The following is a 19,673-nucleotide window of genomic DNA, read 5'->3' as shown; positions in this document are numbered from 1 at the left end:
CGTACTTTGTAGTGATGGTGCATGGCCTTATGTGAATATTGCAGAGCACAAGAATTGTGATCATAAACGATTAATCAATGGAAAAAATAGAGTAATAGACAACATTTACCACATCCAAACCGTTAATGGTGCAATCACTCACTTTAAGAGTTGGGTGGTAGGCAAAATGAAAGGGGTAGCGACTAAGTATTTACCGCATTATCTAACTTGGTTTAGAGAAAGTAGCGCCAAGTATGGTTTTCAACAAATTTTACTCGCCGCTTATAGGTGACAACAGTGTAATGGAACAGAGCCAAAAAGACTGATTATAATGAAGCTACTTTTCTTAATGAAATTAGTGAACAAACAGGTTGTGGTCTATTACTTGATATCAACAATGTTTATGTCAGCGCAACCAATAATAATTTTTCAGCACAACAGTACTTAAATGAAATTAACTTTAATAAAGTACAAGAAATTCATCTTGCAGGGCATATATGTAAACAATTTGCAGAAGGTGAGATCTTAATTGATACGCACAGCAAATTAATCAGTGACCCTGTGTGGCATTTATATTCTGAGAATATTGATAAAATCAACAATGCCGTCACTTTAATTGAATGGGATGCTGAATTACCAGCCCTTTCAGTATTGTTAGGTGAAAGAGATAAAGCCAAAAAATTCTTAACGGAGGTAACTCATGGTTAAACCTTCTAATCAACACAATCTTGCCCCTTCTTCTTTAAGCCTTGGACAGTTGCAACAACAATTTAGTCAAAGCCTATTGTATCAAGAATCAAATATCGCGTTGCAGCTTAAAGAAAAACAGGGGTTTACAGCACAACAACTACTGCAAATTCACCGCAATAATTTTGTGATGAGTGTGACCGAAAGTTTAAAAAGCACGTTTAAGTATACCGAGCAGTTAGTTGGTGAAGATTTTTTTGATAGTGTCGCAAGGCAATTTATTTTACAGCAACCACCGGCAATTAATAACATCATTGTTTACGGCGAGCAATTTCCCTTTTACTTATCAAGTTTAACACAGCTAGTAGACATGCCTTACATCGCAGAAATGGCAAAATTTGAATGGTTATATGAACAATGCCAAAAAACAGTACAACAACCGATTGAGTTTGAGCTGCAATCACTACAACAAATTAACCCCGATGACTTTGAATATTTACAATTTTCAATCCCATCGCACTGCCTAGTTTTTGAGAGTTCACAAAATATTAGCTTGTTATATCAAATGATCATTAATAACAATGTTGAAGCAACAAACTTAAATCAACAGTGTTACTTATTATTAGTGAAAGAACCTAACTTTACTATAACAGTAACTGAGCTATCCGAGCAGCAAGGGCAATTAATACAACAACTACAACAAAAAGTCTTACTAGGAGCACTACAGCCAAGTACTTTACAGGAACAATTAAGTTATTTAATAACAGCCAATTTAATCAGTGATTTTAGTATCGTTAAAGTTAAGGAGAACCAATGAATACATTAATTAATTATTATCAGCAAAGCGTTCAAGCATTGCTGCAATATATACAACCCTTAGTATTACTTGCAGCACGTTTATGGGTTGCCAGCGTATTTTTCAAATCAGGTTATTTAAAGTTTACCACTTGGGACAGTACCCTGTATTTATTTGAAGAAGAATATGCACCAAGTGCCTTTTCTTCCATGGGAATTAGCCGCTTATCTAGGTACTGCTGCAGAATTAATATTGCCAGTATTTTTAGTACTAGGTTTGTTAACACGTCCAATGGCCGCTATTTTGTTTGTATTCAACATCATGGCAGTGGTCTCTTACCCTGTGATCTGGGAAGGAGGATTCTTTGACCATCAATTCTGGGGCGCACTTATTTTAATGAATGTGATGTGGGGAGCAGGTAACATTTCATTAGATTATTTATTAAAGAAAAAAGTGGGTGGTTAATAAGGCCATCCCCCTTTGGCCGAAAGCCATTGTTTTAATTATTAGACGTACACTGATTTTAATAATCAGAGCTACATACATAATGCAAATTAATAGGTGTAGATGCCTTGCCCAGATGTTCGAGAGTTCGAGATTTTGTCTGGCAAGGCCTTTTTAGCAGTGCGAGAAAATATTTTTCATTAAAAGTGATTCATTCCTCGATTCACATAATAAATACAATCATTTTACAATTAAAAAATCGTAATATAAATTAACCGGCTGACCATCAATTTCAACGGTTATGTCAAGTCGCCATAGCATGGTGTCTTCAGTACAAACACCTAACATGCTTTTTCCCGTCGATTGTTGTTTACCTGCATTACTAACCACTTCAGAGAATTTGATAGGTATTTTGCCCATAAACATGGTTTTGCCTACTATTTTGGCACTGCTTACTTGCCAGTTTTCAACCTTGCTTTCTAGGGTTAAATGGAACCATTGCTCAGGGACAATCCTCCCTCCCTCAACAGATAAACTGAACGAACCCCACAGTGAATTAAAAACACAGGGCTCGGAGAAATCACATAAGTTCTCTTCAACCTTATCGCTTTGCCCCCTTTCTTCCTGAGTTTTTTCTATAACAGGCGATAGCTCAATGGTCCTCCATATAAATAAACCAATTAGTAAGCTAAGCATAATAACTAATTGAATCAATCTGCTTTTTGTTAACATTGCAATTCCTTGTAAAAATAGTGGTTAACGCGCATTTTTTAACATATCCAGTAATTTTATTAACATTAAAGCAATGCAAATCTGTTCATTTTTTTAATTGTCGCGTAAACTTCCCGCCAAATATAGATGTTTTAAGTGATATTTTAAAATATTTATATTGAATACTTATTTTTACGTCATAACGAACGTACATTGTAAATACATGCATGGAATCAACACAATGACAACCGCAACCAATATTCAACCTGATTACAACATGAAAGTTGTTCGTCAGTTTACACTTACTACCATTCTCTGGGGTATCGTGGGCATGAGTGTCGGGGTGCTTATTGCAGCCCAACTTATATGGCCAGCTTTAAACTTTGATACTCCTTGGCTTACTTATAGTCGTTTACGTCCCCTTCATACCAATGCTGTTATCTTTGCATTTGGTACGTCTGCGTTAATGGCAACTTCTTTTTATGTGGTACAACGTACCTGTCAAACAAGATTGTTTGGTGGTCCGTTAGCCTCAATTGTATTTTGGGGATGGCAAATAGTTATATTATCAGCTGCTATTTCTTTACCTTTAGGGTATACAACATCTAAAGAATATGCAGAATTAGAGTGGCCGATCGATTTGCTTATCACAGCTATTTGGGTTGTGTATGCCACTGTATTTTTTGGCACCATGGCAATACGTAAAACCTCACATATTTACGTTGCTAACTGGTTCTTTGGTGCATTCATTCTAACTGTTGCGGTATTGCATATTGTTAATAGTATGGCAATTCCTGTTTCTATGTCGTCAATGAAATCATACTCTGTCTATGCAGGCGCAGTAGATGCCATGGTACAGTGGTGGTACGGTCATAATGCCGTAGGCTTCTTATTAACGGCAGGTTTCTTAGGTATGATGTATTACTTCGTACCCAAACAAGCTAACCGCCCTGTTTATTCATACCGTTTATCGATCATCCACTTTTGGGCATTGATTGCAGTTTATATTTGGGCTGGTCCACACCACCTTCATTACACTGCTTTACCAGATTGGGCACAATCATTAGGTATGGTCATGTCACTGATCTTATTTGCTCCATCTTGGGGTGGTATGATCAATGGTATTATGACGCTATCAGGCGCGTGGCATAAACTACGTACAGACCCTATTTTACGTTTCTTAGTTGTTTCATTATCTTTCTATGGTATGTCTACCTTTGAAGGCCCAATGATGGCAATTAAAACGGTTAATGCCTTATCACATTACACCGACTGGACAGTTGGTCATGTTCATTCAGGCGCACTTGGCTGGGTTGCGATGGTGTCAATTGGTTCAATTTACCACTTAGTTCCTCGATTATTCGGTCAAAAAGGTATGTATAGTACTGCACTAGTTAACTTACATTTCTGGTTAGCCACTATCGGTACAGTGTTATACATTGTTGCAATGTGGATCTCAGGTGTAATGCAAGGGTTAATGTGGCGTGCAGTTAATGAAGACGGTACATTAACTTATACCTTCGTAGAATCATTAGAAAAATCCTACCCGTTCTATACAATCCGCTTTGTAGGTGGTGCGATCTTCTTAACTGGTATGTTTATTATGGCTTACAATACATACAAAACAGTTTCTGCTGAAGAAGGCTCTATCAAGCCTCAAGAACTAGGTTAGAGGGAGTTACTAATGAAACATGAATTTATAGAAAAAAACGTTGGTTTATTAGCTATTTTCATCATCATCGCGATTAGCTTTGGTGGTTTAGCTCAAATTACACCGTTAATATTCCAAAAAGAAACCAATGAACCTGTGGATACTTTACGTCCTTACACCGCTTTAGAGATGGAAGGTCGTGATATTTATATCCGTGAAGGCTGTCATGTGTGTCATAGCCAAATGATCCGCCCTTTCCGTGCTGAGACTGAACGTTACGGTCACTACAGCATGGCTGGCGAACATGTTTGGGAACATCCATTCTTATGGGGTTCTAAACGTACTGGCCCAGACTTAGCACGTGTTGGTGGTCGTTATTCAGATGCGTGGCATGAAGTTCACTTACTGAATCCTCGAGATGTAGTACCACAATCAAATATGCCTGGCTTCCCATGGTTAGCAACTAATTTGTTAACGGGTGAAGATACCGCCGCAAAACTGTCTATATTTAAAGACCACTTTAGTGTGCCTTACACTGAAGATGATATTGCTGGTGCGAAAGCTGCTGTTGAGGGTAAAACTGAAATGCAGGCATTAATTGCGTACTTACAATCACTAGGTCATGCATTTAAATAATAAAAATAGTGCCTAGCAATAGGCACTTCGGCTACTGGAGGCTATATGGATTTTGCAACATTTAACGGACTATATACATTATTCTTAATTATTATTTTCGTTGCGTTGATTTTATGGGCATACAGTAAAAAACAAAAACAGACATTCGAAGAGATGGGTAATTCTATTTTTGAAGATGATCTGGACTCAAAACAGTATGAAAGCACCTCAAGCGAACATACAGGAGCTAAAAAATAATGAGCATTTTTTGGACAATATGGATCTCTGCGATCACGTTAACTGTCATTATCGGTTGTGCAGTTCTTCTGAGAGCAGCGAATAAAAATAATACTGGCGTTAAAGAAGGCGACCCAATGCCTCATACCTTTGATGGCATTCAAGAACTTAATAATCCGCTGCCTAAATGGTGGGTTGGTCTGTTTTGGTTTACGATTGTTATCGCGCTAATTTATTCATTCGCTTTTCCAAGTTATACCGCTAACTGGAATGGTTTATTAGGTTGGTCAAGTTCTGAACAAAGTGTTAAATCAAAAGAAGAATCAGCAAAAGCAGCTGCAACGTCACATTCACAGTACCAGCGTGAAATGAATGAAGCAGAGATAAAATACGGTGAAGTGTTTAAAAAGTTAGTTTATACCGATGCTGATGTTTATAAAGATATTGAATTAATTGCTCAAGATCCTGAAGCAGTAAAAGTAGGACAACGTTTATTCTTACAAAACTGTGCCCAATGTCATGGTTCAGATGCCCGTGGTGGTAAAGGCTTCCCTAACCTAACTGATAATGATTGGTTATATGGTGGCGAAGCGCTTACTATCAAAGAAACTCTAATGCACGGTCGTAATGGTGTGATGGTTGCTTGGAAAGATATCTTAGGTGAAGATGGCGTTAAAGAAGTCGCTACTTACGTATTACAGCTAAGTGGTCGCCGTGTAAATGACCTTGATGCGCAAGCTGGTAAAGAGCGCTTTGTTGTTTGTGCAGCGTGTCATGGTGCAGATGGTACGGGTGGTCAAGCGTTCGGGGCTCCTAACCTAACCGATAAAGTTTGGTTGTATGGTGGTTCACGTAAAGCAGTTGAAGACACTATTCGTAACGGTCGAAATGGTGTAATGCCTGCATGGGGTGAAGTACTAGGTGAAGATAAAGTACATCTTATCTCTGCTTTTGTTTACTCTTTATCTAATAAATAAATAGAAACCAAATTAACCTATAAACTTGGTTAATAAGATAAAAAGCCTCGTGTTATCGAGGCTTTTTTATAGCTAAAATTTACTGTAAATGCTAGATTATCGCCCACCAATTCCTCCTTTTCTTTAATAACAGGAACAACCATGCAAACAAAAGAAAAAAAATCTTGGTTTAAACAATTTTGGCCTTGGTTTTTAATTATTTTACCCTTGGTAGCCGTTGTTGCTGGGATCAGTACACTGATGATCGCCTCTGACAATAAACCTGAAATGGTTGTCGATGATTACTACAAAACAGGTAAAGCAATCAATGCTGATTTAAGTTTACTTAAAAAAGCCAAGGAGTTGGGCATATCTGCTATTGTCGAACAACAACAAGATGGACTATTAATTACCTTAACTGGTTTAGACAGTAATACATCAATCAGCTTTTCACTATTCCATTCAACCCAAGCTAAGCGCGATAAAATAACCATGCTTACAGCGGCTGCTGATGGTAGTTATCATTTTGAAACAGACCAAGTCTTAGATGGTAAGTGGACACTACGCTTAGAGCCTTTTGATAAAAAGTGGCGCTTGCAAAAGTCAGTGAAATTTCCAAATGCTAAAATAGCACTATAAAATGCCAAATGTCAGCCAGTGCTTTCACTGTGGTGAGCCTAACCCAAACAATACGCCTTTTAAGGTAACCATTAACGGCGTACAACAAAAAATGTGCTGTCCCGGCTGTGAAGCGATCGCACAAACCATTGTTGACAGTGGGTTGAGTTCTTATTATGAGCACAGGACAGAAGTGGCAAGTAAAGGAGAAGCCCTGATCCCTGAAGAGCTACAACAGCTCGAACATTATGATATTGAACAAATTCAATCAGACTTTACAAAATCAATGGGCTCAACGACTGAAATAACCTTAACCATAGAAGGTATCAGTTGTGCGGCCTGTGCTTGGTTAATTGAAAAACAACTTCGTTTTTTACCTGGGCTAGCTTTTGTTAATGTTAATACCACCTTAAATCGAGCTGTTATTCGCTGGGATAATGACCAACTTGTTTTAAGCAAAATTTTACAACAAATCCAAAAAATTGGTTATAAAGCGTACCCTTTCCAAGTCAATCAACAAGAGCTTTTTTATACACAACAAGTGAAGTCTTATTTACGTCGCTTAGGACTTGCGGGTTTAGCGACCATGCAAGTGATGATGTTTGCGATTGCTTTATATGCGGACTTTTTTTCCGGTATGGAAGAAGAATTTATTCACTATTTTAGGTGGGTAAGTTTTATTCTAGCAACACCGGTCTTATTGTATAGCGCTCAACCTTTCTACGCCAATGCATGGCGTAATATTCGTAATAAAACATTGGGCATGGATATTCCTATTTCAATCGCATTATTAGGTGCTTATAGCGCGTCTGGTTATGCCACTATTATGGGCCATGGCGAAGTTTATTTTGAATCTGTTTCGATGTTTACTTTTTTACTCTTATTGGGTCGACTACTAGAATTAAGGGCGCGTCGTAAAGCATCAGAAACCAGCAGTAACTTGTTACGTTTGTTACCCGCAATGGCGACATTATTAGAAACAAATAATGACGTGACGATACAGCAATTAATACCCGCGAAAACGTTACAACCAGGGCAACACATATTAGTTAAGCCAGGAGAGACGATTGCTATTGACGGAAAAATTATTGATGGCCAAAGTAATATAGAAGAATCCATGTTAACTGGTGAACATTTACCTGTATTTAAAAAGCCCCAGGATAATGTTTATGCTGGGACGGTTAATATCAACGGCATTCTAACCATTGAAGTAATTAAAGTCGGTAGTAACACACTCATTTCTGACATCATAGCATTACAAAATAGTGCACAATTGTGTAAACCACGTATTGAAGTAATGGCAGATACTGTGTCTCGTTATTTTGTTGGTGCATTGTTGGTGACCGCAACACTTACTTATATTGGCTGGAGTATCGTTGACGCAGAGCAAGCTTTTTGGATCACCTTATCAGTCTTAGTAGCAACCTGCCCCTGTGCATTATCACTCGCCACCCCCACAGCACTAACTTGTGCGACAGCTCAATTAAACAAACATGGCATTCTCATCAAACAACATCATGTGTTAGAAACGGTGAATAATATTAAACATGTTGTGTTTGATAAAACGGGGACATTAACGCAGGGTAACTTTAAACTATTAAATACCCATATTCTAAATCATAACAGTTTCCCCGCATCGACCAATCAGCAACAATTATGTATCGATTTGGCTGCTAATTTAGAAGCTAATTCTGAGCACCCCATTGCGATTGCTTTTACACAGTTACAAAGTCAGAAATTTACGCTCAAAAACATTAAAAATATGCCAAGCCAAGGTATGCAAGCAATTTGGTGTCACCTAAAAGAAGAGCATAATATTAAGTTAGGTCATGCTAAGTTTTGTAAAATAGAACATGCATTATCAAGCCAAGAGTTATTGATTTATCTAACTATTGATGACCAATTAGCAGCGATATTTGAGCTAGGAGATCAATTACGTGATTCTGCTACGGAGTTAATTAACTTTTGCCATCAAAAGCATTTAGATGTCACCATGCTAACCGGTGATATTTCTAACAAAAGCGAAGAAGTGGCTAAGCAATTAAATATTGAACATGTTGTTAAAGGTGTCAGCCCACAACAAAAATTAGCTTATATTCAAACATTACAACAATCACAACCAGTGATGATGATTGGCGATGGAATCAATGATGCTCCGGTATTAGCAGGTGCTCACGTTTCAGTAGCGCTTGCCAGTGGAACAGATATTGCAAAAAATAGCGCAGACGTGATCCTACTCGGTTCAGATTTACAGAAAATAAGCTTATTAACGACCAGTGCCAAACAAACGACAACAATCATTAAAGAAAATCTCGGCTGGGCAATCGGCTACAATATCATTATTGTACCACTTGCCATAATTGGGTTAGTTCCTCCCTATGTCGCAGTGCTAGGTATGTCCTTTAGCTCTCTAATTGTAGTGAGCAACTCCTTAAGGTTACTAAAATGAGTATAATTTACGTATTGATACCAATTGCCATGATCTTTGTTGCAATCGCAGTGCTGGTCTTTTTTTGGGCTGTAAAATCTAATCAATATGATGATTTAGATAGGGAAGGTGTGAACATTCTTTTTGATGAGGATATGACCCACAGTAAAACGTCACAATCAGATCTTAATGATAAAGAAAATAGTGAAAACAGCACGCCAATGAGCACAGCGAAGAAAAATAGCGGTAAATCTTCCGATGCTCATTAATGACTTTTTCAGTGCCTTCTTAATTGGAATTTTAGGAGCTGGACACTGTATCGGCATGTGTTCAGGTATTGCTAGCGCACTAAGCTTTTCAATCAGTCCCACACAAAAAAATGGATTGTTATCGTTACTCTTGTATAACCTAGGGCGTATTAGTAGCTATTCCCTCGCTGGTTTTATCTTTGCCGCAAGTAGCAGCGTATTAATCATTTGGATGGGAGGGAAAGAATCACTTATTTACCTTCGCATCTTCGCTGCGATAATGATGTTATTACTGGCATTTTATATTGCTCGTTTATGGAATGGGTTGTTAATTGTAGAACGAGCAGGTCAATTTATATGGCGCTTCATCAAACCATTAGCACAGTATTTTTTACCCCTTAAGCACCCTATTTTAGCATTCCCATTAGGTTTTTTTTGGGGGTGGCTGCCTTGCGGTTTGGTTTACTCTACTTTAGTCTGGGCAATAAGCACAGCAGATGCTGTTAATGGCTTATTAATAATGCTTGGTTTTGGTCTTGGTACTTTACCCGCCATGATGTTAGTTGGCACACTAAGTCATCGATTGAAAACAATCCTCAACAAGCAATGGTTTAGGTATAGCAGCGGCCTTATACTTGCCCTATTTGCCTTGCAAACACTGTATATTGCTTTCAAACAATTGAGCTAATACCTAAATAATTAGGTGGATATCCATCACAGGCTCAATGAAGACCATAGTTTATATAGCTTTACACATTCAAAGTCACTTTATAAAATGTTATATAAGATGCTACAATTGATTCAAATCAACAATTTTAAGAGCGGAATATGGAAAAAAACAATTCAGGTCGAGTACAAGCCGGTGGTTGCGCAATACATTGTCAAGATTGTAGTATTAGCCAACTATGCATTCCCTACTCCCTTAATGAATCTGAATTAGACCGTTTAGATGACATTATAGAACGCAAAAAACCGATTCAAAAAGGCCAAGAAATATTCAAAGCTGGCGAAGACATGAAGTGTTTATATGCAATTCGCTCAGGTACTTTAAAGTCTTATACGATTACTGAGCAAGGTGATGAGCAAATTACAGCTTTCCACTTAGCGGGCGATTTAGTAGGTTTTGACGGTATTAGTTCAGGTAGCCATCCCAGCTTTGCACAGGCACTTGAAACGGCAATGATATGCGAAATTCCTTACGACACATTAGATGAGTTATCAACATCAATGCCTAAGTTGAGGCAACAAATTTTACGTTTAATGAGCTCTGAAATTGTTGGCGATCAAAACATGATTTTACTACTTTCAAAGAAAAATGCAGAAGAACGATTAGCGTCATTTATTCACAACCTATCAGTGCGTTATGCTGCCCGTGGTTTCTCACCAAGAGAATTTAGGTTATCAATGACACGTGGTGATATTGGTAACTACTTAGGCCTGACTGTTGAAACTATCAGTCGTTTATTAGGTCGTTTCCAAAAAAATGGTATGATTGCAGTTAAAGGTAAATACATCACCGTATTAGATGAACCACAACTCGCAGAATTAGCAGGCCAGTAACAAATATTTAACATCAAAGCACTCTTCTACTTTTAAATGGCCAGATACTGATTTAATTTGCATTTTCTGGCTAATATCACTATCTGTTTGCCTCCATTTGTTCTAAATTATAGTTAAGTGATTTATTAAAATTTGGAGGCTAACATGCTTAAATACCGTAATATTTTAGTTTATATAGATCCTACTCAAGAACAACAACCCGCATTACAACGTGCCGTAGAAATTGCCCAAAAAGAACAACATGCCAAAATAACATTATTTCTTTGTTGTTATGACCTTACCTATGAAATGACCTCTTTAAGCTCCATGGAAGAACGCCATGCAATGCAATCTCTTGTAATACGTGATAATAGAGAATGGCTAGAAACCTTGGCAGCCCCATACCGAGAACAAGGGTTAACAATTGCTTGCCAAGTACATTGGCATAACCGGCCTTTTCAAGCGGCGATTCAATCAATATTAAAAGAGAATTACGATTTATTAATAAAGTCAACACATCCTCATTCTCGCCTTAGTGCAATATTGTTCACTCCGACGGATTGGAACTTATTACGTAAGTGTCCTATTCCTCTTTTATTAGTAAAAGCAAAATCATGGCCTGAAAACAGCAATATTTTATGTGCAGTTGACTGTAAAAGTATTCAAGATACTGAACATCATGATCTCAATGAGACCATTCTTAGTGAAGCGAATGACATTGCAGCAATGATCAGTTCAAATATTCATGTGGTCAATGCTTACCCAAGCCCCCCAATGAACATCATGATGGAGTTACCAGAGTTTGACCCCATTCATTATGAAGATGGATTAAAAAAATTCCATCAACAAACCTTAAGTGATTATGCACATAAATATCATATCGATGAGAAAAATATTCACTTACATCAAGGGTTACCAGAAGATGTGATCAGCTCTGTTGCCTGTGATATTAAAGCGGAATTAGTTATTTTAGGTACAGTGGGCCGCTCAGGTTTAGGGTTAACATTACTCGGCAATACCGCAGAACAAGTCATTGATAAATTAGATTGTGACTTACTAGCACTTAAACCAAAAGGCTTTGTTAGTCCAATTAAACTTGAATAAGTATGACTAGCATTTTAAGCTGAGATCACACTATCAACTGCGATAAAGAGTAGTCATTGAAGGTCATAATTAGTAGTTTAAGGCTGTGTTTAGTTGGTCATTCGTAGATAAATGTCATTAGTATTTGAACAACTAATTAAATTAAAAGCTAACTGTAAATAAGTCACAAATATAAAGCCCAACAAACTTTCACTTGTTGGGCTTTCCTTTTGCTAGGAGCTTCTACGCTAAATAGGATTACCTAGATTTTAAATACTTCAACTGATTTGCTCAATACCGTAGCAATAGTTGATAACTCTTCAGCTCTTTTACTATTATTCGCAGAACCTTCAAAAGTGACTTTAGCAATATCATTTATTTCAACGATACTCTCATTTATGTCGCCAGCTACCAAGGTTTGTTCTTCTGCAGAAGTGGCAATTTGATTATTCATATCTTGAATCACTGAAATAGCTTGGCGTATTTGCTCTAAAGCATTATTCGCTTGTTGTGATTTCTCAGCGGTCATCTGCGCATTATTTACATTCACTTGCATCAACTCAACTGAGTTTTTAGACTCAGTTTGTAAACTGCTGATCATCGCTTGAATTTCTGCCGTGCTTTCCTGTGTTCTATTAGCGAGGCTTCTAACCTCGTCAGCTACAACCGCAAATCCTCGTCCATGTTCACCTGCTCGTGCCGCTTCAATGGCTGCATTTAGCGCTAATAAGTTAGTTTGATCTGAAATGCTACGTATGACTTCAATAATACTGCCAATATCATCAATTTCACCTTCTAATTTTCCCATTACCTGCTGCACACTGGTAATGCCACTAACTAAGGTCGAAATATTAGTATTCATATCAAGCACAACACTCATGCCTTGGGTCGATTGATGATTTGCTTCATCAGCAGCTGAAGAGGCTTGCAAAGCGTTACGTGCAACTTCATCAACTGTAACCGTCATTTCATTCATCGCCGTAGAGGTTTGCTCTAATTGCACCATCTGCGACTCTGAACTGCTATTAACACTTGATGCCGACTCTGACATCATAGTCGACACGTTATTAAGCTGTCCTGATGAGCTATTAATATTTTCAATAATTCCCTTCAGGCTACTTACCATGGTTAATACGGCTTTATATACACCTGTTTCTTGGCCGTTAGCGGGGGCAATTGATTTTAAATCACCACTCGCTATTTTTTGCACAATCGCTTCAATATCAGCTGGTTCTCCACCAATAGGACGATACATTAACTTAATAATAATAAGATAAATGCTATACAAAGAAATAACGATAAATGTTAATGCCATCCATAAACTAGTTGCAAGATTATCATTCGATGCTTTATCGATATTAGTCCAAGTACTCCATGCCCAAACAGTCCAATTCATACCTTCAATACGTGTCGCAGCTACATCATACTCAACCCCTTCAAAACTATAATCATGGTGACTTGTATGGTCATTTTTAAATTCTTGATAAGAAGGACGAATCTGATATATATTTTTTCCAATTAGATCATTATCTTTTGCCGCCAATAAGTAACCATCTTCACGACTAACAAAAATATTATTCTCAGGCGTTAATTTTTTAATAAAATCGGTAACCTGATTAATACCAATATCAACGCATAATGCCCCTATTATTTTTCCATTACGCTTAACCGGTACCACTAATGCCATCACAGCACCGCCAAAATTACTCATATAAGGTGTAGTAATAATTTTTTCTTCGCCATTAAATGCACGAAGATACCATTCTCGCTTTTGTTCTTTTGCGTTAAACCCTTCAATCAAGCCATCGGCTGCATCGGAATAAGTTTTTGCATCCTTAGTCGCAACGTAAGCTTCAAGCACTCCTAGATTCTTTTTCATCAGATGTAACGTTGAAACTGTCTTATCTATATCGAGTAACCCTGTTTCATCAATTTCAATATCATTCGCGATTAAATTAAGCACATCAAAATAACGCTCCATTTTTTGTTCGACGGCTTTAGAAATTAAAAACGATTGATTATCGAGCTTAGCAATATAATTTTCCGTAGAAGATGATTTAAAATTATTAAAACCAACCCCCGATACCAATAATATTGAAGTTGCAAATAGCAACCCTATTAACAACAACATTTTAGCTTTTACAGTCATACTTTTTCCCTGAAGAGTTTTACGAATGACTCTTCATATAATTATAATTTTATGGATTGAATAGTTTTTTAGATGTTTTGCAGATTAGAATAAACCAGTAAATACGCCTCCTACTAATAACACTAAAGCCATAAATAATTATTTATGGCTTTAGTGTTGAGATAATTGTTTAAGCCACTGTTTAGCTATTTATTTGCACAGCTACTTAAAGCCGCAACTCAAATAATGACAGGTTGCTTACTTATTATTTTTAATTTAAGTAATTGACTTATGCTTTTGAATTTAAATAGTTGAGTACAACTTCATGATGGTCTTTAGTTTTAAACTTGTTGAAGATATGCTCAAGGTTTCCCTGTTCGTCGATTAAAAATGATGTTCTCACTACCCCCATATTCTCTCTCCCCATAAACTTCTTCAACTGCCAAACACCATAGTCTTCACAGGTGCTATGATCTTCATCGCCAAGTAACGTAAAGTTTAACGCTTGTTTATTAATGAAGTTAGTTAATTTTTTCGGCGTATCAGGGCTAATACCTAATACCACAACATTTAAATCCGTTAGTTCATCTTTACTGTCTCTTAATGCACAAGCTTGTGTCGTACAGCCAGGAGTTGATGCTCTAGGATAAAAATAAACTAAGACTTTTTTACCAAGGTAATCACTTAAATTAACAATTGAATTATTCTGATCTGGTAATGAAAAATTTGGCGCGTTGCTACCGACTTCTAACATACAATTTTCCTTGTAAACTAATGATTAATTATGATTTTTTATTTATTTCTATGTATTTAAATAACAAACATTTTTGCCAGCACTAGCTTAGCGGCAAGTCATTCATATTCTTTAACTTTTATTTAATAATTGTTGATGATGACTCAAGTGATAAACCTTCTTCTATTTCAGCTTGCGTGTTCGGCCATGCATTTAAAACCGCTTTAACTAATGTGGCTAAAGGAATCGCAAAAAACACCCCCCAAAACCCCCATAACCCACCAAAAATAAGTACAGAGATAATGATCACAACAGGGTGTAAATTAACTGCCTCAGAGAATAAAATCGGTACAATTAAATTACCATCAAGTGCTTGAATAATGCCATAGGCTATCATCAAATAAGCAAATTCAGGAGAGATCCCCCATTGAAATAGAGCCACCACAGCAACAGGTACTGTAACCGCTGCCGCCCCAATATAAGGAATGAGCACCGAAAGCCCGACCAATAATGCTAACAAAGCGGAGTATCTTAGATCCATAATAAAAAAAGTAAAATAAGTCGCGACCCCAACAATCAAGATCTCGGTTATTTTACCGCGGATATAATTCATTATTTGACCATTCATTTCCGACCAGACTTGTGCGGCTAATTTACGATTTTTAGGCAAGAAACGAGTGCTACTTTTAATTAACTGGTTTTTATCCTTAAGCATAAATAGCATCATTAATGGTACTAATATGGCATAAACTAACAGTGCTGCAATATCTAACAAAGAGGCAAATGATTGGGACAGGAGAAAACCACCACGTTCTAATAAATAACTTTTTATAGTGCCAATAATATGCGTAATAGTGACCGGATCAATAGCCTCTGGATATTGCGTTGGCAACGTTAAAATATAAGCCTGCCCCTGATTTAACATGGTCGGCAAATCACGAATAAAGGCGGCACCTTGTTTGAATATAGTCGGTAATACCCCCAAAAAAGCAAACATAGCAACTGAGATAAATAACGCCATCACTATCAAGGTCGCTAATGTTCTGTTGATTTTAAAACGCATTAAATGAGTTACCGGCCAATCTAGTAAATAAGCCAATACGATCGCTACAAACAGAGGAGTCAGTATATTTCCAAAAAGATAGATAACGATAAAAGAAAACAGTAATAGAAGGAACAAAACACTTAAATTGGGGTCAGAGAAACGTGTCTTATACCATTGAAATAGTTGCATAAACATTCAATATTGATCCTTATATTAATTACAAGGTGTCCTTTTACAGAGTAATAGACACTGATGATGCGCTTTAAAAGTGACGTTAATCGCTGAATTTAGAACTAGCGACAAGTTATCTAACATGTGCAAGTACAATTAATCACTCAACGTGACTAATAATGTCGTTTGATCGCAGCTATAGCAATAGTTTTTTTTATCCAAATATAATTGAATATCATGCATTGCAGCTTGGCTAGAAAAAAGAATTTTAACGCCCGCTGAATGTTCAGTCTTAATTAAAGTTTGCTTTAATAAAACTAATGCTAATGGGCAACGTATATTACGTAAATCTAAACAATACATAGAAGTAACTTATAACGCTATAAAACATTAATTGTAGCATTTTGTTTATTTAAATAGTTGCCAATAAATAATCAGATAAAAACAAAATGAGGCTGTGTGCATAATAATGAGAGTCCTCTTTTTTAATCTATAAGGCACCTATTAATCGAGTTGGATGATATGATGGTATTAACATCTTTGATGTCAAAATGTTGTAATAGGCTAATTTAAATAACTTTTTAAATAAATAAAATAAACTGGAGTTAAGAATGCTTTACAAATTAAAACTATTTGCGGTGTATTTTTTTCTTTTATTCCTGTCTCCTAATAGCCTAGCCAGCAATGATCTCCCTGAAATAGGAACGGTCGGTTCAGGTGTGCTCACTATCGAAAAAGAAAAACAGTATGGTTGGGCTTTTAATATGATGGCAAACCAATCATTACCGATTATTGATGATCCAGTTTTAAATAATTATATTGCAACACTTGGTCAAAATATTGTGGCCAACGCAGATTCAGTAAAACTCCCTTTTAAATTTTTTCTAGTCGAGGATGATGAAATTAACGCAGCCGCTTTTTTAGGCGGAAATGTAAAAATTAATACAGGCCTATTTCTATATGCAGCAACGGAAAGTGAACTCGCCAGCGTTATTGCGCATGAAGTCGCACATATTACACAACGCCATTTAGCACGAATGTTAGAGCAACAATCAATTAGTAATCCCGCTTCCATGGCAGCCATGGCAGGCTCAATTTTACTCGCTTTAGTCTCTCCCGCGGCTGGCATGGCAGCATTAACATCGACAATGGCTATCAACATGCAAAGTCAAATTAACTACACTCGTCAAAATGAGTTTGAAGCAGACCGAATCGGTATTCAAACCCTCGCTGCAGCCGGTTACGACCCCTATGGAATGGCTGATTTTTTTGGTAAATTGGCCGAAAAGTATAAATATGCAAGCCTACCTCCACAAATGCTATCAACTCACCCTTTACCTGAAGCTCGCTTGTCCGAAGCACGTTTACGTGCGAGCCAATTAAAAAAAGCAAATATCAACAACAGCTTAAATTACCAGCTAAGTAAGGCACGTATCTTTGTCCGGTATTATCGTTTGACTGCGCCGGCTTTAATTAACAAATACCAAGGTGAGCTACAAAACTACAAGTATCAACTTAAACAGGCTGCAGAATATGGTTTAGCACTGGCTTATTTTAAAAACAAAGATTATGACAAAGCACAGGAAATTAATCAGAAATTGTTAAATGATGATATTAATAATCTATTTTATATTGATTTAGCTGCAGATATTGCCTTGGCCACCAATAAAGAAAAAGACGCAATACAATTATTGATGTCATACGATAATAATTTGTCCGGTAATGAAGTTATTCTGCTCAATTTAGTCATTGCTTTGCAGCAAGATCAACAATATGTATTAGCTGAAAAAAAATTAGAGTTCTTTGTGCGTTCTCATCCTAAGCATGTTCTCGCTCATAAGATAGCCATTACTCTTTACAAAAAAATGCTAAATAAATCAAAAGAGCATGCAATGCGAGCAGAATATCTCGCGTTATTAGGCCGTTTTAGAGAGGCATCTCAGCAAATGGGTAGTGCATTAGCTTATGCGGATAACAAGTTGGATCAAGCACGTTTTAGTGCCAAAATTGAAGAGTTTAGACGTGATGATATTCGATTACAGGAACTACAGCAGTAGCAGCTCAACTTTATCAAATCTTAGATTCAAATAAGAAGAAGTGAAGTTAATTATTTATGATCACGAGTAGCGGCTCTGTTCGCCGCTACCAGATAACACTCAACGCAAAGAAAATACCTACCATTGTCGCACTCATAAAATTAGATAACGTACCGGCCAATATTGCCTTTACACCTAAACGCGCAATATCAGCACGACGGCTAGGTGCAATAACACCTAAGCCACCTAACAATATGGCCATTGATGATAAATTAGCAAAGCCACATAATGCAACGGTTAAAATAACCTGTGTATGTTCGCTGAGTATATCTCGCACATTAATAAATTCTATATAAGCAACAAACTCATTAACGACTAATTTTTGCCCCAATAAACTTCCTGCCTCTAGTGCTTCAAACCATGGGATCCCCAATATAATAGCGATTGGAGCAAACAAGTAACCTAAAATAGATTCCAGGGATAATGCTTGTATACCAACCACACCGCCAACAGCAGCCAAAATATCGTTAATTAATGCAATCAGTGCAATAAAAGCGATCAGCATCGCCCCGACATTGAGAGCAAGCTTAAGACCTGAAGCAGCACCACTTGCAGCAGCATCAATTACATTTACAGGTTGAGTAAGGTTATCTTTATCTTGTAACTCAACTTCATCAAAATCAATTTCAGGTTTTTGTGTTTCTGGCTCAAGTAGTTTTGCCATTAATAAACCACCAGGCGCAGCCATAAATGAAGCTGCAATAAGATAATCTAAACTCACTCCTAGCGATGCGTACCCGACCAATACAGATCCCGCTACAGATGCTAGTCCACCACACATAACAGCAAACAGTTCAGAGCGAGTCATATTTTTAATATAAGGTTTAACAACCAATGGGGCTTCCGTTTGCCCAACAAAAACATTAGCGGCAGCAGACATTGATTCACTGCGACTGGTGCCTAAGACCTTTTGCAAAAAACCACCGAAAATTTTAATAATTACTTGCATAATGCCGAGGTAATAAAGCACCGCCATCAGGGAGGCGAAGAAAATGATAATAGGCAAGACTCTAAAGGCAAAGACAAAACCGCCATCACCAAATATTTCAAACATTTTGCCCGATACTAAACCACCAAATAAAAAGCTAACTCCAGCATTAGCACTATCAATAACACCTTGAACCGCTGCCGACATCGCCTGTAAAAAACTACCCCCCCATGGCGTGAAGATCACTAATGCTGGAATACATGCTTGTAATATGAATGCCCCACTCACTGTTCTAAAGTTGATAGCATGGCGATCACTTGAAAATATCACGGCAATCGCTATCAAACAAAATAGGCCAACAAATCCAAACAGTATTTCCATAAATTTATCCATTACTCTCTTACATGAGGCAGAAAAGTCATAAAAATCGATATATCGAGTAGGGTGAGGCTTTTGCCTCATCCCTCTCACAGAACCGTACGTACGGGCCTCGTATACGGCTCCTGTATTCTTTTATTCCATCATCCGCTTTTCATAAACGCTGATGGAGCAAGCCAACCTGTATTTACATTCTCTATAT

General features: G+C 37.3%; 20 protein-coding genes and 1 pseudogene. 15 read left to right on the top strand and 6 right to left on the bottom strand.

Features of this window, described 5'->3' with window-relative positions:
• The 4 genes and pseudogenes from H592_RS23050 to H592_RS24730 form a co-directional block, all read left to right on the top strand.
• The coding region (locus H592_RS23050; protein ID WP_037072427.1) for a transposase at nucleotides 1-271 on the top strand (271 nt) is incomplete at its 5' end.
• Nucleotides 272-303: 32 nt separating this feature from the next.
• Nucleotides 304-687: pseudogene (locus H592_RS23790) on the top strand (multinuclear nonheme iron-dependent oxidase); the annotation flags it as partial.
• Entirely contained in the window at nucleotides 680-1,483 is an 804-nt protein-coding gene (locus tag H592_RS0120495) for an HvfC/BufC N-terminal domain-containing protein (protein WP_051369296.1), read from the top strand. The pseudogene H592_RS23790 and the gene H592_RS0120495, both read left to right, overlap by 8 nt.
• A 165-nt stretch (nucleotides 1,484-1,648) precedes the next feature.
• The gene (locus H592_RS24730; protein WP_245600462.1) at nucleotides 1,649-1,927 is read left to right on the top strand and encodes a DoxX family protein; all 279 of its coding nucleotides are present in this window, start codon (nucleotides 1,649-1,651) and stop codon (nucleotides 1,925-1,927) included.
• Between the two features lie 219 nt (nucleotides 1,928-2,146).
• Here H592_RS24730 and H592_RS0120485 read toward each other — a convergent pair whose 3' ends face one another.
• Nucleotides 2,147-2,638 (bottom strand): hypothetical protein, encoded by a 492-nt coding sequence (locus H592_RS0120485; RefSeq protein WP_028870408.1) that lies wholly within the window; start codon nucleotides 2,636-2,638, stop codon nucleotides 2,147-2,149.
• Nucleotides 2,639-2,858: 220 nt separating this feature from the next.
• On the opposite strand from H592_RS0120485, the gene ccoN reads away from it, so the two are divergent.
• From ccoN to uspE, 10 genes are all read left to right on the top strand, one after another.
• Nucleotides 2,859-4,289 (top strand): cytochrome-c oxidase, cbb3-type subunit I, encoded by a 1,431-nt coding sequence (gene ccoN / locus H592_RS0120480; protein ID WP_028870407.1) that lies wholly within the window; start codon nucleotides 2,859-2,861, stop codon nucleotides 4,287-4,289.
• 12 nt (nucleotides 4,290-4,301) lie between these two features.
• The gene (gene ccoO / locus H592_RS0120475; protein ID WP_028870406.1) at nucleotides 4,302-4,904 is read left to right on the top strand and encodes a cytochrome-c oxidase, cbb3-type subunit II; all 603 of its coding nucleotides are present in this window, start codon (nucleotides 4,302-4,304) and stop codon (nucleotides 4,902-4,904) included.
• 45 nt (nucleotides 4,905-4,949) lie between these two features.
• Entirely contained in the window at nucleotides 4,950-5,141 is a 192-nt protein-coding gene (locus H592_RS0120470) for a cbb3-type cytochrome oxidase subunit 3 (RefSeq protein ID WP_028870405.1), read from the top strand.
• Complete coding sequence (ccoP, locus tag H592_RS0120465) at nucleotides 5,141-6,097, top strand: cytochrome-c oxidase, cbb3-type subunit III (protein WP_028870404.1); 957 nt, start codon at nucleotides 5,141-5,143, stop codon at nucleotides 6,095-6,097. Before H592_RS0120470 ends, ccoP begins: the two co-directional genes overlap by 1 nt.
• A gap of 141 nt (nucleotides 6,098-6,238) precedes the next feature.
• On the top strand, nucleotides 6,239-6,715 hold the full coding sequence (locus tag H592_RS0120460) for a FixH family protein (RefSeq protein ID WP_028870403.1): 477 nt from the start codon (nucleotides 6,239-6,241) through the stop codon (nucleotides 6,713-6,715).
• 1 nt (nucleotide 6,716) lies between these two features.
• Nucleotides 6,717-9,143 (top strand): heavy metal translocating P-type ATPase, encoded by a 2,427-nt coding sequence (locus H592_RS0120455; RefSeq protein WP_028870402.1) that lies wholly within the window; start codon nucleotides 6,717-6,719, stop codon nucleotides 9,141-9,143.
• A complete protein-coding gene (ccoS, locus tag H592_RS23035; protein ID WP_037072424.1) occupies nucleotides 9,140-9,391 on the top strand; it encodes a cbb3-type cytochrome oxidase assembly protein CcoS in 252 nt (83 codons plus the stop codon). The genes H592_RS0120455 and ccoS overlap by 4 nt, the downstream gene beginning before the upstream one ends.
• Nucleotides 9,381-10,058, top strand: coding sequence for a sulfite exporter TauE/SafE family protein (locus H592_RS0120445; RefSeq protein ID WP_028870401.1), 678 nt, complete (start codon nucleotides 9,381-9,383; stop codon nucleotides 10,056-10,058). Before ccoS ends, H592_RS0120445 begins: the two co-directional genes overlap by 11 nt.
• A gap of 140 nt (nucleotides 10,059-10,198) precedes the next feature.
• A complete protein-coding gene (locus H592_RS0120440) occupies nucleotides 10,199-10,930 on the top strand; it encodes an FNR family transcription factor (RefSeq protein ID WP_028870400.1) in 732 nt (243 codons plus the stop codon).
• A gap of 144 nt (nucleotides 10,931-11,074) precedes the next feature.
• Nucleotides 11,075-12,013 (top strand): universal stress protein UspE, encoded by a 939-nt coding sequence (uspE, locus tag H592_RS0120435; protein ID WP_028870399.1) that lies wholly within the window; start codon nucleotides 11,075-11,077, stop codon nucleotides 12,011-12,013.
• A 241-nt stretch (nucleotides 12,014-12,254) separates the two neighbouring features.
• On the opposite strand, the gene H592_RS0120430 is transcribed toward uspE, so the two are convergent.
• The 4 genes from H592_RS0120430 to H592_RS0120415 all read right to left on the bottom strand — a co-directional run bounded on the left by H592_RS0120430 (nucleotide 12,255) and on the right by H592_RS0120415 (nucleotide 16,432).
• A complete protein-coding gene (locus tag H592_RS0120430; protein WP_028870398.1) occupies nucleotides 12,255-14,141 on the bottom strand; it encodes a methyl-accepting chemotaxis protein in 1,887 nt (628 codons plus the stop codon).
• A 268-nt stretch (nucleotides 14,142-14,409) separates the two neighbouring features.
• Nucleotides 14,410-14,874 (bottom strand): thioredoxin-dependent thiol peroxidase, encoded by a 465-nt coding sequence (gene bcp, locus H592_RS0120425; RefSeq protein WP_028870397.1) that lies wholly within the window; start codon nucleotides 14,872-14,874, stop codon nucleotides 14,410-14,412.
• Nucleotides 14,875-14,992: 118 nt separating this feature from the next.
• Nucleotides 14,993-16,093, bottom strand: a complete 1,101-nt coding sequence (locus H592_RS23030; protein ID WP_051369295.1) for an AI-2E family transporter — start codon at nucleotides 16,091-16,093, stop codon at nucleotides 14,993-14,995.
• Between the two features lie 132 nt (nucleotides 16,094-16,225).
• A complete protein-coding gene (locus H592_RS0120415) occupies nucleotides 16,226-16,432 on the bottom strand; it encodes a sulfurtransferase TusA family protein (protein WP_028870396.1) in 207 nt (68 codons plus the stop codon).
• Nucleotides 16,433-16,680: 248 nt separating this feature from the next.
• On the opposite strand from H592_RS0120415, the gene bepA reads away from it, so the two are divergent.
• On the top strand, nucleotides 16,681-18,126 hold the full coding sequence (gene bepA, locus H592_RS0120410; RefSeq protein WP_028870395.1) for a beta-barrel assembly-enhancing protease: 1,446 nt from the start codon (nucleotides 16,681-16,683) through the stop codon (nucleotides 18,124-18,126).
• 85 nt (nucleotides 18,127-18,211) lie between these two features.
• Here the strand turns inward: bepA and H592_RS0120405 are convergent, their stop codons facing one another.
• Nucleotides 18,212-19,474: a NupC/NupG family nucleoside CNT transporter gene (locus tag H592_RS0120405; protein ID WP_028870394.1), complete on the bottom strand. Its 1,263-nt coding sequence runs from the start codon at nucleotides 19,472-19,474 to the stop codon at nucleotides 18,212-18,214.
• Between the last annotated feature and the right edge of the window lie 199 nt (nucleotides 19,475-19,673).

The organism is Psychromonas arctica DSM 14288, assembly GCF_000482725.1.
Classification (GTDB): domain Bacteria; phylum Pseudomonadota; class Gammaproteobacteria; order Enterobacterales; family Psychromonadaceae; genus Psychromonas; species Psychromonas arctica.
Note: the sequence above shows the minus strand (reverse complement) of the source record. Positions and strands in the feature narration are given on the sequence as shown.